At 48.7% G+C, this 12,599-nt stretch carries 12 protein-coding genes; all 12 read right to left on the reverse strand.

The window, feature by feature from the left end; translation table 11 throughout:
- Positions 1–21: 21 nt before the first annotated feature.
- The 12 genes from mobP2 to KNQ15_RS13225 all read right to left on the reverse strand — a co-directional run bounded on the left by mobP2 (position 22) and on the right by KNQ15_RS13225 (position 12,581).
- Positions 22–1,182 carry a MobP2 family relaxase gene (gene mobP2, locus KNQ15_RS13170; protein WP_047392448.1) on the reverse strand — a complete coding sequence of 387 codons (1,161 nt, stop codon included), beginning with the start codon at positions 1,180–1,182 and terminating at the stop codon, positions 22–24.
- Positions 1,175–1,426: a hypothetical protein gene (locus KNQ15_RS13175; protein ID WP_052169429.1), complete on the reverse strand. Its 252-nt coding sequence runs from the start codon at positions 1,424–1,426 to the stop codon at positions 1,175–1,177. Before KNQ15_RS13175 ends, mobP2 begins: the two co-directional genes overlap by 8 nt.
- Before the next feature lie 717 nt (positions 1,427–2,143).
- The gene (locus KNQ15_RS13180; RefSeq protein WP_214729767.1) at positions 2,144–2,983 is read right to left on the reverse strand and encodes a hypothetical protein; all 840 of its coding nucleotides are present in this window, start codon (positions 2,981–2,983) and stop codon (positions 2,144–2,146) included.
- On the reverse strand, positions 2,984–3,541 hold the full coding sequence (locus tag KNQ15_RS13185; protein ID WP_047392459.1) for a hypothetical protein: 558 nt from the start codon (positions 3,539–3,541) through the stop codon (positions 2,984–2,986).
- A 13-nt stretch (positions 3,542–3,554) separates the two neighbouring features.
- Entirely contained in the window at positions 3,555–4,661 is a 1,107-nt protein-coding gene (locus tag KNQ15_RS13190; RefSeq protein WP_052169430.1) for a lysozyme family protein, read from the reverse strand.
- On the reverse strand, positions 4,661–6,604 hold the full coding sequence (locus KNQ15_RS13195; protein WP_047392463.1) for a VirB4 family type IV secretion system protein: 1,944 nt from the start codon (positions 6,602–6,604) through the stop codon (positions 4,661–4,663). Before KNQ15_RS13195 ends, KNQ15_RS13190 begins: the two co-directional genes overlap by 1 nt.
- 7 nt (positions 6,605–6,611) lie before the next feature.
- Positions 6,612–7,247, reverse strand: a complete 636-nt coding sequence (locus tag KNQ15_RS13200; RefSeq protein WP_052169431.1) for a hypothetical protein — start codon at positions 7,245–7,247, stop codon at positions 6,612–6,614.
- Between the two features lie 4 nt (positions 7,248–7,251).
- Complete coding sequence (locus tag KNQ15_RS13205) at positions 7,252–7,563, reverse strand: DUF5592 family protein (RefSeq protein ID WP_047392465.1); 312 nt, start codon at positions 7,561–7,563, stop codon at positions 7,252–7,254.
- Between the two features lie 4 nt (positions 7,564–7,567).
- Positions 7,568–9,475, reverse strand: coding sequence for a pLS20_p028 family conjugation system transmembrane protein (locus KNQ15_RS13210; protein WP_052169432.1), 1,908 nt, complete (start codon positions 9,473–9,475; stop codon positions 7,568–7,570).
- A gap of 24 nt (positions 9,476–9,499) precedes the next feature.
- Positions 9,500–9,928 carry a hypothetical protein gene (locus tag KNQ15_RS13215; protein ID WP_047392468.1) on the reverse strand — a complete coding sequence of 143 codons (429 nt, stop codon included), beginning with the start codon at positions 9,926–9,928 and terminating at the stop codon, positions 9,500–9,502.
- 16 nt (positions 9,929–9,944) lie between these two features.
- A complete protein-coding gene (locus KNQ15_RS13220) occupies positions 9,945–10,199 on the reverse strand; it encodes a hypothetical protein (RefSeq protein ID WP_047392469.1) in 255 nt (84 codons plus the stop codon).
- A 12-nt stretch (positions 10,200–10,211) separates the two neighbouring features.
- Positions 10,212–12,581: a VirD4-like conjugal transfer protein, CD1115 family gene (locus KNQ15_RS13225; RefSeq protein ID WP_214729769.1), complete on the reverse strand. Its 2,370-nt coding sequence runs from the start codon at positions 12,579–12,581 to the stop codon at positions 10,212–10,214.
- Positions 12,582–12,599 lie beyond the last annotated feature (18 nt).

The raw sequence follows: 12,599 nt of genomic DNA on the forward strand, positions 1-12,599 counted from the left end.
TTGAGAGGGTGACTTTTCCTTTTATCGATCGTGATCGATTTCTTGCTGAAGAAGTTCAAACGCTTTTTGATTTTGTATGTGTTCCCATTCATCGTTCATGTGTCGTCCGATTCGATAAAGCATCTCTTGCATAATCCGTTCGCGTCGAAACGCTGATCGGATTTTTTGTTTAGGTGAGGATGTAGCGTTCTTCGCACGCTTCGGGGATGACTTATCCGACTCACGCATCTCGGACAGGATGGCGTTTCCCATTCGTGTATAGAGATCCTGTTCTTTCGTCTTCCGATAAGTCGATGCTTGCGATGCCGATCCGTAACTTCGCTCGTAGAATGCGACCTCGTTATCCAGTCGTTGCTTGAACGAGGCGTGTTCTTTCTCGAAGTGCGTCGCAAGGTATGTGTCAGTGAGTTGATTGAGTGAAGGACGCAGTTCTTGCATGCCGTTCATGTTGTAGTACCATTGCCGTTTATCGTCCGGTAGTTGTTTTTGAATCGCTTTATACTGTCGTACGAGTTCAGGATGCAAGATTCGATTTGAAAGAGATTCTGTTGAATGATTTCGTTTGTGCGCTAGGACTTCATCACGGATGAAGTCATTTAGTTTCTCTTGTTCACGTGTCCGGACGGCAAGCATATGGACGACTTGTGCCTTCATCTTCTCAATCGTTTTCGGTTTGCGTTTGCCACGCTCGCGTGGATGAATTGTCTCGACCGTCGCAATATGAACATGGATATTGTCCGTGTTGTAGTGGATTGCAGCAGTCCATGTCGCGTGTAGCATCTGTTCCTTTTCGATCATCAGCGCGATCGCGTTCCGTGTCGCCTGCATCAATCGTTGTTCATCGATGTAACGATTTTCTTTGACACCGACTTCCTGTAACCATGCTTCATCGAACGAGATGACGTCTTGCCAAAGGATGCTACCGTTCTCTTGTGCCCGACGGAAGATATCGCGTAACTGCTCTCGTTCAGTCGCATTCAATCGGTCTTGTGTCTCTGTGAACAGACCGCTTGATTTCAGTTCATCTTCCATATAGTCGTGGTAGTTCTCGAATTGATGCGACCGCGCTTTCGTCTCCGGACGATCGATGTAGCTGAGGTAGGTCGTATAAAGACGCGCACGTCGAGTTGCTTGTGGCAACTTGAACTTCGACTTGATGATGACGCCGGGAATGTTACTCATCCTGCATCACCTCACGAAAGAGTGTAATCAATAGTTCGAGTTCGGTTGCGCTCCGCTTGAGATGCAAGGTGTTCGCTTCGAGCTGTCGTTCAAGACGCGCAATTTGTGTAGACTGGACACCGTCTGCACACCAGGTGATCACCAATCCTTTCAGTAATTCTTGACGGGAACACGACTGTTTCTCCGCTTGTTCGTCAAGTTGTTTGATGAGGATTGGATCGATATCACGAATTAAGAGATCCATCTGCTTTCCTCCTTCCATTACGAAAGTGAGTCTCAATGTTCTAAAAAAATAAAAAGTTTTCCGAACAATTCTTTTGTTCCTCCTGTCATTAAAAGTGAGAAAGCTAATATCAATCAGATAGGAAAAGGAGGGAACAACATGCAGTCAGTGATTGAACAGAGTTACGCGCTTGGAGAAACTGTGAGCGTCTCTTTGATCGTCGAACTTTTAAAGTGCATGTATGCACACGTGAATCTGTCTCACTAGATATGAGCGACGCTTCTCGTTCAAAGAAAGATTCGATTAAAGTGAATTAAGAATTTTTTCCATTTGTTGAAACCTCACTCTTTATAATGCTGTATAAGGATGAGAGGAGGGATGGAAAATGTCAGTTTGGGTGCTCACGTTGTTCGGATTAGCTTTTAGTTTTGGTTCGTTTTATGTCATGTTAAAAGTATTTGAGTCGTTAAAAAGATAATCTGAGAACACATTCAACGAGCCGCGATGCTCGTTTTTTTATTGGACTAGATAAAAGAACAATCAAGTTCTTCAGATAAAAATCAGAAGCAGTAAAAAGCAAATTGGATCTAAAATCGTGAAAAAGAGCATAAGGGGAAACTGCTATCACTCACCGTGCTAGCCTAGGCGGAGCCTAGTGTTTCCCTGATATCATCAAAATCGCCAAAAGGTCACACCGCGTGCCACTAAAAACGACATTTTGGCACGGCGTTTGCCACCTTACCATTTCAGTTCACGTGCTTTAATGCGCAGCTGATCCTGCTTTTTTTCTTCTTGTGTGAGTTGTTTTTTCAATTCCGTTTGTCGTAACAGTGCGTCTTCTTTATCTTGCTTCAGATTGAAAATCTCGTCCTCGCGTTCGACTTGTTCATCGAGTGTCAGGTCAGGTAGGGTGGCTTGTTTCGTCTCGACATCCTGTTCAATTTGCTGGACGAGAGAAGCGTGTGCTAGCTGTTCGCGTTTCATTTTCTTGATCCGTTTTTGACTTTGTACGTGCTCGTCAGAGAGAAAAAGTTGCGCATAGTCGTCTGCTTGTTGAATAGAAAGTGATGTCCTTAAGACGCGTCGCTGATCCATATAGAGTGATTCGACGAGTGCCTCTTCTCGATTCGTAGTCGTCAGCTTCTCGAGTGATTGTTGAGGTTTAATGACATACAAGCGAAGGGCTAGCTGATCAAAGTCACGCGGTACATCTTCGATTTCGAAGACATAGTGCTCGTCCTGGTGATAGACGACGCGGACGCGCAACTCATCCGTCGGTCGTTCCTTATAAGCGATGCGCGTGACAAGTTTCGTCGCGTAGTCTTGGGGTTGGTCGAATTGGAGGCGGACACGCATCTGTTTCCGCTCTTCATCATGAGACCAGTCAAGAAGCATGACGGTCTGTCCATTCGTCAACCGTTGTTCTTCACCGATCGGTGTCGCATTGATGGGTTGTTCCTCAGCAAAGAAGAGGGAGGAGAAACCGAAAAACAGAAAGCCGATTAAGAAAAACATCCCTGTTCCGAGATACAAGCGCGACCAGTCACGGGTCAACGTTTTTCGTTTTCCTGTCTGCATTTAAACACCCCCTGATGACTTGAGACTTTTCATTTGGTCGACGATGAAGCGACCGTCTTGATGTGTAAACGTCAGTTCGACCAGCTCATCGGATGTCTCTTCATAGCCGTTTGAATCAATTGTCAACGTGCGTTTGAAGCGGACGAGACAATGTTCTGGATCGTCGTGACGCGGAAAGACTTCGATGTCAGCGACGGAGGCGGTAAACTTGTCATCACTTCCGCTACTTGCGAACAACGTCCGTTTGAGGGACTCCGACATATACTGATCAGCTTGTCGTTTGCGCGTCGGATAGGTGCCGTCCTCCCATGTGAAAGCGAACGTGATGAAGCGTTCCGCGGTCTTAGAAATGGTCGAGTGCTGTTCTTGCTCTTGTTCGTCAGTCGAGATGGGCGGATTCGACACCGTCGTTTTGGGTAACGAATTCTTCTCGGCTTTCTCTGTGATTCGATGTGGTTCATCTGATGCGATTGAGCGATATTGATAGACATTGGCACTGATTGATAGCACCAGACAGAACAACACGAGCCACAGGAGATGACGGCTCGTCAATGCCATAGTGCATCCCTCCTTATAGCGAAAACAACGGTGCCGGATCGATGTGTCCGGACCAGTCACTGGTCTTAAATTCGATGTGCAGATGATTACCCGTCGACCGTCCGGTCGACCCACACATCCCGATAGATTGCCCGGCTTCAATCTTTTGTCCCGTCTTAACCTGGCGTGCAGAAAGATGTGCGTAGGCGGTAATCCACTCGCCCTGTTTGATCTGAATCAACTGCCCATACGGTCCGCGTAAGCCACTATAGGTGACGGTACCGGAGCGGACGGCGTGGACGGTATCCGAGTTGTGGCAACTGAAATCGATGCCCGTATGCACGTCCGTCTTTCCAAAAACGATCCGTGATCCGAATCCTGAAGTCATTTGAAGCGGGATGTCGAGTGGGGCATGGAGTTTCCCTTTGATCGGTCCTGTCTTGCCTTCCGCTAGCACTGTCGGTGTCAGATAACGGAGGACGGCATCAACATATTCGATGTCGCCATAACAGGCTTGATGCTCGATCGCGCTCGGTCGATGACACTGATAGATGCCAGTCTTCTTGACGCGTTGGTACATCATCTGTGAAAAGGAGATCGCAAGTTGTTTCGTATAGCGTCCCCCATTTTCTTGGACGTAATCGATGAAGCCTCCGCCGAAGTTGTAACTCTGGAGCGTCAGCTTGACGTCCTTGTTCGCTTGCCGGAAGACAGATGCGAAGTGCTTCACACCGTAACGAATGCTCTCGTCAGGCGAGGTGATGCAACCAATCCTTCCACACTTCGATTCACTCGCTTGCATCGGATCGTTCCCGCGTCCGCCGCTCTCCTGCATCATCAAGGCGAGGACGACGTTCGTCTGTCCCTCGAGTTGTTCCTTTTTCAATTCACGCGCGATCGCTTCCCGATATTGTAGAACGTCATCACTGACTTGCAGACTCGCGTCCGAGTAAGCGATGGGTGTCTCAGTCGCCTGTTCGTTCTCGATCCCGGTCAACGTATCGATAATACCCGCGACGATAATGATCAGAAGCAATAGTAGTAGCGCGATACCGAGGGCGATCAGACGATACTTTAAGGTCAGGAGTCGCCATTTCATCCGGACGGCGACACGTGCCGACTGCCGGACCGTACTCCACATCAGGCACCACCTCCGAACAAGGTCAGCTCTTCGGGTGAGACGTCAACATCGAAGATCAGCGTCTTCACACCGGAGATGCTGAGGACAATGCGTCCCGTCTCGAGTGATGGAATCAACCGCGTCTCACTTTCGGTCAACTGACCATCGAAGACAGTCTGGATCGTCGGGATGCTCTCGGCATCCTGTTCGCCGATAAACTTATACTGCGTCAGCTGGAACAACGTCTTGACGTTCTCTGCGTTCTCCGACTTCGAACCGGTCGGTACAAAGTCCGTGATCAGGTGGGAAGCGAAGAAAATACCGCCGAAGTATTTCCGCGCTTCGCGCATGAACTGTTGCAGGTATAGAATCGCGGGTTGGGCGATATCGCGCGTATTGATCAGGTGATGCGCCTCATCAATGACAATCAAGTACTTGAAGGCATCCTCGATCAATAGTTCGCCCTGGTTGTAGCTGCGGAGTTGTCCGGCACCGTTGAGGATCATCCCATCCCACAGCATGTTCATCAAATTGAAAACCTGTGCCTGAAAGATCTCGTCTTTCAAATTCGTCAGGTTGCGGAGTGGGAAGGAGACGATCGCTTCCTCATCGAACCGCTCAATCGAAGAGTGTCCATCGAAGATGTTGCCGTAGTTATGGACGAGGTTCGTGATCGCGAGCTCGATGTTCTCGAGCCGTCTGACACGGTTCATACTGATCGTCTCGCGGATTGTCGTACGCGCAGCATCGACATACAATTCAGAACGGACCAGCGCTAAGAAGTCGGAGAAGACAGGGTAGGCGTTCGCAGGATGCGTCGTGATCGGCGCATCACCGTCCTCATTCCAGAGTCCTTTTTCAAGGTAGAGCTGTCGCAATAGAATCTCGAACTCGTTTGCCTCTTCTTGCGTCGCAGCCGGATTAATGTAGTGATAAAAGACAGCAATCTTTGACAGGTGTTGCATAAACGAGAGTGCTTCATCCGCCGAGCCATCAGCGTGCGTCACCGTCTTATAGACATGCAGCGGATTGATTCGCCCGGCGGAACCGTCGAGTGCGATCTCTTTCCCACCAAGCTGTCGGACGAGGTCGGAGAACTCGCCTGTTACGTCCAAGATGCGGACGTGATTGCCTTTGATAGCTTGATCGAGGACCGTTTTCTTGAGCAGTGTCGATTTCCCCGAGCCCATCTTCCCAATCATCAACGCGTTATAGAACTTCCGTTGCTTGTCCTTGTGGAACAGGTCAAAGATGACACTCCCGTTCGTGTCGGTCGTTCCGTAATAGGTACCGGTTGGATCCTGCAACGACGTGAAGTGGAACGGATAACCACCGGCGATTGAGAGCGATGGAATCTCTTTCCCACGACGCCGGTTCGGTAGCTTTTGCTGTTGCTCGTAGCTGAGGAAGAGACTCTGCCACTCCCATTCCTGTTCATTCAGGAAGACGGTTGCACGAAAGTTCCGTGCTTCGAGTTCTTCCATCACGTCCTGTACCTGGCGTTCGAGTACGTCGAGTGTCTTCGCTTTGACGTAGAGTCGGAGATGCAAGTACTTCATCGTCTCGCCCTGTGTAATCTGTTCGTAGAGCTCATTCAGTTCTTTGTACGTCTCCCGTGCATCGATCCGGTCGACATTATCCTTTGCATTCTCGAAGCGCGTATTCTGCTCGGCCATCGATTTGTTGATGGTCCGGATCATCTCCCGTTTGTCCGCCGTCCCGATGTCGAGCGTCGTCAGGACACCCGGGAGATTGAGGATCGGTTCGAGCCAGAAGTCGTAGACGGTCGATTGATACTTATAGACGTGGAGGCAAGCGAGATAACCGTCACCGGTCCGGACATAGTTCGGCTCGAAGCGGAGTCCGCCTTGCGGTTGGATGACTTGGACGAATGTCGGATTGTAGCCGTCCTGTTGTTTGACCGTCTCAGGGTCCTGCTTCCGTAAAAAACGCGTACGCCACATGCCATCATCACTCCTTTCCATCCTGTGTCGGTTTCGTATTCGGATTGTGCAGTTGGAACAGGATGTGGATTTTCTGTTCGAGCGTCAGTTCGACCATCGGATTGCTGCGTCGGAGCAGTTTCGTCAATTGATGCTTCCGTTCTCGAAGCATTGCTTCGTCCGGAGCATAAAAAAAGAGGAGATAATCGCGATTCGTGCGATGCTCCTCGAGGTAGACCAATTCCTGTTTCTTCTTTTGAAGGAAGGGACGGTAGGCAGCGTTTTGATTCTGCCGTAACTGTCGTTCAATCCGTTGTTTCTGTTTCTCCAGATTGAGCGGTGTATTAAGCGGGATCACCTTCAACGGATGGATGTACGCCTGCAAAAGGTAGGCGAGGGAGAAGATGTCATGATCCTTCTCCGTCTCAGATAGTCCGTAAATATCCTTTGAAGTCAGCTGGATGATGTCGCAAAACGTTCCATCCTGCATTTCGAACATGTCGAATGCTGTCGAATCAACGATCGGTAGAAGCGAGGCGACGGATGGCGGGATCCGGACGCGTTTCTCCTTGCTTGCTTTCGGTGTCGTCAACTGTACCTCGTCGAGCCAAGTGATATCGGTCGTAGCACTCGTTTTTAATCGTGTGTCTTCTGATAAACTCATCTGATCACGCTCCTTTCGAAGATTCATTCCGGTCGGTCAACGCGATATAGGTGTCCTTCTTCTTGATCAGCGCGTAATAGAGCACGTGGACCATCCGCTTTTCCGGATTCGTCGTCGGTCGGATGACAAGGAAAAGTCCAAACCCGACGAGGAAACACGTGAACGGTAGATGCAAGACGTCCGGGATGAACGGTAGGGCAATCAAACGGACGATGATCAAGGCGACGAGAAATAGTAAATCATAGAGGTAGAGCATCTTGTTGATCTTGAGTTCGGTCGTGACTTCGTTCGGAATCCGGTATTGGCGCTGTTGCATATTCTCACTCCTTTTTCGGGTCTAGACGCGGAACATCCGTCGAGTACATGCGAGACGATTCTGACGTCACGCGTGTCTGCGTTTGTTCGACATGCTTGAGTTCTTTTTGTGTCGTAGTCTCGAGTGTCTGATAGATCGACTTTCGTTGCCGCTGTGTTCCGGATGATGTCTCCTGCGACTCAGTGATAGAAGGCGAAGAACTGCTCGCTCCTGAAGAGGAGACGGTAGGTGGTGCCTCTTCAGATGTCACGTCAGATGTTGAGCCTGAGTGAACAGAAGTTGGACGAGGTGCACGTGATCCAATGGGTTGCTCCGACGATGAAGTAGGCTGTGATGCGATAGTTGTTTCAGAAGTATTGAACGCATCAGGTGAAGTAGCTTGTTGTTCCTTCATCGATCCATCGTGCACTTTCGATTGCGCAACAGGTGTTTGCGATGATGGCGAAGTAGTCGCAGATGTTGATGGTGAGACGGAGTCCGGACGACGTGACGTGGACTCCTCTGATGTTGTTGCAGTCGAACTCTCCGGATTCGCGTCATGCGTTGATAGATCAGCTGATTCGATACGTTGGTTCTCTTGTCCGGTTAATCGTGAAGTGCGCTCTTGTGCTTGTGAACGAACTGGCACACTATCAGACGAACGATCCGAACGATTCGTCGGTGTGCCACCACCTGATGGCGGATTCGGTGGTAACTTCGTACTGGCAGCTTCTGAGGCAGATGGAGTAGTTGGTCGTGATGTGTTCTTCATCGTCTGCCCGGCGACACGAGCCCCAACTTTCGCAGTACCTTTCCCAACAGCATACGCCCCGAGTGCGACACCCCACCCGCGTTTCAGACCCGCATCAATCCCGAAGAGACGTTCGACCATGTTTGGTCCGTCAATCAAGGCAGCGGAGAAAGCAATCAACGCGATCAAATAGGCGAGACCGTCGAGTGTATCAGCAAGATAAGCTGTCCCGATCGTATATAGCTTGATTGAGACAAAAATCAAGATGATGACGAGGAACGTATTCAGGATGCTTTGAATGACTTTCTTCGTCTTTTGTCCGCTATGCAGGTCGGCGGGAGCGACTAAAATCGCCAAGACATAATTAAAAGCCAATTCGAACGAAAGTCGAGCCAACTTGTAGGTGATCGAGAAAAGGGTGAAACCCATCACACCAAGTGTGACGAGAATCGTCAGCCAGTTCGGATGATAACGATAGTAGTACTGGTTATTCCAATCAAGCCCGCTTTGATCGAGTTCACCTAGTATTTCTTCGCTACCGTCCCAAAGGATAAATGATTTTGAAAGTTTTGATCCAGTAGTGGAGACGTCTAATTTATTGCTATCGAATACCTCATTAATCTGTAATCCTTTGATCAATTTAGTGGGAACATTATTTTTTACGTCATTTTCTGTATAGTTTTCAAAGCCATTTTTATCGTATGCTACTAAATCATTTAAATTTTCTTTGAGTATTGTTTCAGATATAGTTTCCTTTTCGGAACCAAATATACTACCACTCTTAACTTGATTGACTGCCTGATCTGTGAACTCATTTAGTTGTTTCATCGTAGGTGAGAGTAGTCCTAAAATCATCAGTGATATGAAGATATTGATAAGAAGCCCTTCTCGATCGAATTTCTTTTGAAAAATAATGAGATAGCCTGTAAAAACAAAGCTTGCGGCTAATAGTACATACAAAAAAGGTTGAATCGTCTGAACGAATTCAACCACTTGAGGATTATTAAAGAATGTTTTGATCAGCAAAATATCATCTGTAAGACTTTCGAGTGAATCAATCAACAAAGAAAGTCCTCTGACGAAAATCCACCCTACAGTTCGTAAAGCGTCGTTGACTAGATTACTTAAATTGAAAAGACGTTCGAATTCGGTAAGTTTCTGGATAACCTGAGCATCAGACATATCTATCCAGACCTCCGTTTCATCCTATTTATTATTAGTTACAAACTCATTGACTGTATCAGTAAAAGTCTCATCAGTCAGGCGATTAATATTTAGTTTGTCTTGAATCTTTCCTTTCGACACATAATATAAACGCTCACCTTGTAGAGTAGATGTGTATTCAAAGTTTGCTCGATCCACTATTTTTTTAGCATCAGGTTGAAAAGTATTATAGATGTTGATAGGGACTTCATTTTTTTTCGCTATGGAATCAAGTCTGCTTTGATATGAATCAATATCCCCATCTTCTGCTTTTAAGATCAGTAGAAATCCTTCCTGTTTTCCATCCATTAGATTTTCAACTTTGGATAGCTTTATTTGTTTCGCATGACTAGAGTCTTCCGTTTCACTACAACCGACTAAAAGTAACGCAGAGGAAATCAATAGTCCGGAGAGTGCTCGTTTCGCTTGCATGCCTCCACCCCTTTTCCTATGATGACACCTGTTCCGGATCCGTTAAATCGCCATTACTGACGTGGACCCGAAAATCGAATGTGTCTATAAGCGTAACAGTTTTTCGGTCGCCTGAGTCTGGGTCTTCTTCCTCAAATACGACGAGGAAGCCGTCCTGGGTCTGGATATTCAATACTTCACCGCGACGGAGACGCTTTTTGTTCTCCTTGATGATGGTCGCGATGACGCGGAGTTCACGCTGGATGCGTTCCGTTCGTGTCAGTTCTGTCATATGATGCCCTCCTTAGACGCCATGAAGGAGTTTTTCGAGTCGTTTACTGATAATTGTCTTCAAAAAGTGACGCTGGTTGTCCGTTACAGGGATTATCCTATCTTCGATGCCTTGTTCGAACACCGTGATGGGTAACGTATCGTATTCCGTCGTTTCAAATATGGATCGCAGAATTTTCGGTTGTAGGACATCACAAACGCGCCATCCTGTTGCGTCAAGCGTCTCCTCATCCGTCTCAACTGTCTTCGACGCAACTGAGGCGCCGAGATGGAAGGGGACACGAAGCGTATTCAGGTCGAGATGTGCATGTGCGCAGGGAATGACGAGGTCGTTGACGGAACGGTCCGTGTTGAAGTCATCCGCCAAGTATTCATAGCGGTATTTCATTGCCGTCCGTCCGGTCAAGAAGAGGGGATAGGACTGGATCCGGTTCTTTTGCTTGTCTTGGCGCTTGATCACACGGATGATCAACATCTCACCTTCCTTTAGCCCCATCACCTCGGTTGCCGTCAACAAGCGACGACCATCGACACTCTCCGTCTTCGACTTCGAAAGCGAGAAGGTCTGTCCGGAACGTGACTTCGTGACGATCGTCTGCTCGCCGAGCTTCTTCGAAATCAGTTCTGCCGTCGATTCGTCCGCCGTCAATAAATAGTGCGTGTTCCCGCAGTTGCCGTCGATGGTCTTCCAATCGTCTCCGTAAAGGTTCTCGAGTTGCGCGTAGGATTGGATGACGAGATTGAAACGAATGTTTCGACCGAGACATACAGTGATGATGTTCGCCATCCCTTCGATTGCTGGCATGTTTCCGAATTCGTCGAGCAGGAAGATGACTTGTCGCTCACAACGTCCGCTCGTCGCTTGTGAGGCGACACGAGCGAGTGAAGTGTAGACTTGTTTGACGTACAGTGAGGCGATGACATTCAATGTCGGATCGTAGTCCGGGACGATCAGGAAGACGGCAACGGGACGCGGGTGCTGGCGAACCTCCCGGATGTCGATCGGGGCATCCGTCGTCCAGTGGAAGATCCCGTCTGCCTCGTCCGTCCAACCCGTAAGTGTCACGGTGTAACGTTGTCGCTCAATCTCTACGATGATATCGGTATCCACTTCGAGGATCTCTTCGTGATGGAGTACGAAACTCCCATCATCGTCCGTCGTCAAGGCGAGCTGCTTCCCACTTGGAAAGTAGAACGTCAACCGGGACAAGGGAAGGGCACGTCCTCGGATCCAGCGGTTGAAGCCAATCAGTTTCATATCAAGGGAGTTCTGTGCCGTCAAACGTGCCGTCGCATCAAGCGTAAAGATCCCGAGCTTGGCATTCGTATTGGCGAGGATACTCGCGCGCGTCTGCCCCCCGGAGAAATGAAGCGTCGCATATTGCATACGTGCTGGATGATTCTCCGGGAACGACGCGAAAAAGGCATCGAGTGCCGATTGTTCCTGTCCCATGTCATCGGTGACCGTGCGTGAGCCGAGATCGGATAACATCAAAGCGACGTTATACATCGTGATCTTCTCTGGTTCATGTTTGGCTTGTTCGCATAACCCGAGAATCAAGGCGGTGCAGAGGTCTGTCGAAGAGTTACTCCAGAACGGATCCTTCGCCTTCGGGTCATGATAGAGCATGTAGGCGACCGAACGGGCATATTGCTGGGCGAGGGAGTAATTCTCGTCCAGATACGCGTCGATCGTCAGTTGTAGCAGGTTATAGGACATCGATTGCGACGGGTTCATCAGGTTCAGGACCTCGACCTGATACCCGCGTGCTTCGAGTGTTTCTTTGGAAGCGGCGAACAGTTCACCTTTTGGATCATTGATAATCAAGCTCGCTTGACGTTCCGCACGACTGTAGAGGTCGATTGTCGAGAAGACGAACGTCTCGCCTTTCCCGGAACGAGTCGTCCCGATGACCAGATTATTGACAGCACTGTCATCGATGTAGAGGCGGTTACGGTAGCGACCGACCGGGACACCACCAGATCCGCTGTAGGTCTCCTTACGATCCGGCACATCACGATACTGTTGCTTCAGCTCTTGGAACGTCGTGAAGCGGGCGCTTCCTTTTTGAGCTGCTTTAAGATCGCGGAAGTTGAGCCAATACTTCAATAAGAGAACACCACCAAGCAGGAAGCAGACACCAAATATCATGAAAGCGAGAGAAGATGACCAAGCGAGCGTCGTCCACCAACTCGACTCGTACTGTAGCGGAGATCCAGTGGTCAACTTCCCGTCCTGAAAGAGATTTTGGACTGTCTGCTGCAGGAACTGAAACACGACATTGAGTACTAAGAACAAGAGAAGTGGTAAAGCGATCAAAAAGGTAAGACATCGCCACAGCCAAGCGGATGTAACGAGGGAACGAAGTGAGAAATTCATCATTATTTCAGTCACCACACT

Source organism: Exiguobacterium sp. s168 (assembly GCF_018619035.1).
Lineage (GTDB): Bacteria > Bacillota > Bacilli > Exiguobacteriales > Exiguobacteriaceae > Exiguobacterium_A > Exiguobacterium_A acetylicum.

What these genes read in the sequence shown, in the direction of transcription:
- mobP2 (WP_047392448.1), bottom strand. Translation starts at nt 1,182, where the DNA reads ATGAGTAACATTCCCGGCGTCATCATCAAGTCGAAGTTCAAGTTGCCA.
- KNQ15_RS13175 (WP_052169429.1), bottom strand. Translation starts at nt 1,426, where the DNA reads ATGGATCTCTTAATTCGTGATATCGATCCAATCCTCATCAAACAACTT.
- KNQ15_RS13180 (WP_214729767.1), bottom strand. Translation starts at nt 2,983, where the DNA reads ATGCAGACAGGAAAACGAAAAACGTTGACCCGTGACTGGTCGCGCTTG.
- KNQ15_RS13185 (WP_047392459.1), bottom strand. Translation starts at nt 3,541, where the DNA reads ATGGCATTGACGAGCCGTCATCTCCTGTGGCTCGTGTTGTTCTGTCTG.
- KNQ15_RS13190 (WP_052169430.1), bottom strand. Translation starts at nt 4,661, where the DNA reads ATGTGGAGTACGGTCCGGCAGTCGGCACGTGTCGCCGTCCGGATGAAA.
- KNQ15_RS13195 (WP_047392463.1), bottom strand. Translation starts at nt 6,604, where the DNA reads ATGTGGCGTACGCGTTTTTTACGGAAGCAGGACCCTGAGACGGTCAAA.
- KNQ15_RS13200 (WP_052169431.1), bottom strand. Translation starts at nt 7,247, where the DNA reads ATGAGTTTATCAGAAGACACACGATTAAAAACGAGTGCTACGACCGAT.
- KNQ15_RS13205 (WP_047392465.1), bottom strand. Translation starts at nt 7,563, where the DNA reads ATGCAACAGCGCCAATACCGGATTCCGAACGAAGTCACGACCGAACTC.
- KNQ15_RS13210 (WP_052169432.1), bottom strand. Translation starts at nt 9,475, where the DNA reads ATGTCTGATGCTCAGGTTATCCAGAAACTTACCGAATTCGAACGTCTT.
- KNQ15_RS13215 (WP_047392468.1), bottom strand. Translation starts at nt 9,928, where the DNA reads ATGCAAGCGAAACGAGCACTCTCCGGACTATTGATTTCCTCTGCGTTA.
- KNQ15_RS13220 (WP_047392469.1), bottom strand. Translation starts at nt 10,199, where the DNA reads ATGACAGAACTGACACGAACGGAACGCATCCAGCGTGAACTCCGCGTC.
- KNQ15_RS13225 (WP_214729769.1), bottom strand. Translation starts at nt 12,581, where the DNA reads ATGATGAATTTCTCACTTCGTTCCCTCGTTACATCCGCTTGGCTGTGG.